This window comes from Mesorhizobium sp. M7A.F.Ca.CA.001.08.2.1 (assembly GCF_003998455.1).
Taxonomy (GTDB): domain Bacteria; phylum Pseudomonadota; class Alphaproteobacteria; order Rhizobiales; family Rhizobiaceae; genus Mesorhizobium; species Mesorhizobium ciceri.
Genome location: NZ_RZPW01000951.1, coordinates 1 through 2035, shown reverse-complemented (window position 1 = coordinate 2035; position 2035 = coordinate 1). Strand labels below are relative to the sequence as shown.

The following is a 2035-nucleotide window of genomic DNA, read 5'->3' as shown; positions in this document are numbered from 1 at the left end:
ATATAGCCTTGATGGCCGGTTACCATGACTTTCATCGCGCACCTCTCAAGCCGATAGTGATCGCCAGAAGGCTACTTGGGCTGAAAACAGTGAGGGAGAACGCCAATAGGCGATCAGGATGCCCTGTTGGACGAAGCCTTTGCCGCCAGTGCACCTTTCGGGTGGTCCGAGCCTAATCCTTTCGGAGGATTTTCTTCTGATCACCGTCGCTGATGCTTCCATCGGCCTCGTCATCAGCATTCCCGATCCGAGACTCAATTAGCGCTTGTTGGTTCGATTTCAGCCAGGCCCCGCGACCGCGGATGTTTCGCGCATCGCGGCGTGTCCGGTGTTGAACTCCGCCGACGTGGCGATTCCGAAGGCCACGGCCTCACGCGTCATTGAGCCTTGACGCAGTTGATAGGTATAGGTTTCAAGCCCGTTGCCGTCCGCGGACCGGTTCAGAAGCAACAGATATAGAAACCCGACATAGGCGCGGTCTGTCAGGCCGATCGTGGCATATCTGGTTTCGAATTCGTGCGAGCGCATCATTTCCATGATCATGTCGGGGAGTTTGGTCGCTCCGTCTTCAAGTGCCGCCGACCACTGATTGACGCTGGCCGTGTCGCCCTTGCGGCCAAGAATGAGGCAGTAGACGAAACTTGCCTGCCGCGCCGGTAGGGACTGGTCCGCAGCCGCGGCCTCGGGGTCGCAGTCCCGATGGGGCTTGGGTATCGGCAGGGGGCCGCGGGTGAAGTCCCGTACCGTTTTGTAGGCAGGCTTAGGCTCGCCGGTCCGCCATTTGCCATCTGAGAGAGCCACGAGCCTCACCAATCCCATATTGGCTTCGAAGCCGGGGGCCCAGTAGGCCTCATCGAGCAGTTCGTAGATGTGCGCGGCCTCCACCTTATATTTGTCCTTGAGTTCGCTAAGCCGCGTCATCGTCTGCTTGATGCCGTCAGCCTGCTGGCGCTCGCTGCGCTGACTTCCATAAGGATTGTTGAATTCGGTGACCCAGATCGGCTTGCCGTATCTCGAGATTTCACGGAACGCCCATTCCGGGTCATCGCCGTACATGTGCCACACAGAAATATCCCAGGCGATCCCGTCCTGCTTCATCCGCACGAACGCTCCGGTGTGGCCCCAACCGGCGGTGCCCATCGCCTTCCTTATGCTCGGATCGACCTCTGTCATGCCGTCGGACAGGCCCTTCAAGACAGCGCTCACCTTTACCCATCGCGGGCCGTAGTAATCGAGCGGTCCTGTTCCGCCCGCAGGTCCCCATGCACATGGATATTGCGAACCATCGTCGCGTTTCTCACAGGGCTTGATGATGGCATAGTTTTCCATCTCGTTGCCGAGTTCCCAAACACGGATGTCGTTCTTGAACCTGGTAGCAAGGGTGACCGCCAGTTTCCGGGTGCTCGCGTAGAGCTCTTCCGGACTATCCTTGTCCAGATCGGCGACCGCAGGCGTGATGACGGGCAGGATCTCGATCCCTCTCGCCTTCCCGGCGTCGACGAGGTTGGAGAGCATATCCGCGTTGTCCACGCCTGAAACGTTGACGCGGTACGATTTCAGGCCGAGATCCTTGATGAAGTCGAGTTGCCTTTCCACCGGAATGCCCGGATAGGAGACTATTGGATGGCCATTGATGCCCCAGAGGAAATCGGCTGATGCAGGCGCGGCTGTTGCCAGCAGGCAGGCTGCAACGATTGCGAGACGAAACGACACGGCAACAAGCCTCCCTGCCCGATTTCGAGATCCGGGATAGTGGGGACTGCACACACTTCGCGCAATTTGCCCATACGGTTGAGCGCGGGCTCTCGTTACCCCTTTAGACGGTGGTCATGGCACAGCCTATTTGGACTGGCCTCCACCCGACCGCACCTAACCCTTACCAGCCCGCCCAAATGCCTCGGAGACCGTTCGGGTCCGAGAGAAGGATCGTAGTGATGTGACAGCCATGGCTCCACTCCGTCAAAAGTGGAAGGTAGCTACCGCTAATTCGGGGACGGCTGTCGGATTCCAGGGATGCTATGGTACGGCACTAGGC

The 2035-nt window shown here is 58.8% G+C and carries 1 protein-coding gene; it reads right to left on the bottom strand.

Annotated features, from left to right (window positions below):
* Nucleotides 1-279 precede the first annotated feature (279 nt).
* Complete coding sequence (locus EN914_RS33365) at nt 280-1713, bottom strand: DUF4214 domain-containing protein (protein WP_024505407.1); 1434 nt, start codon at nt 1711-1713, stop codon at nt 280-282.
* Between the last annotated feature and the right edge of the window lie 322 nt (nt 1714-2035).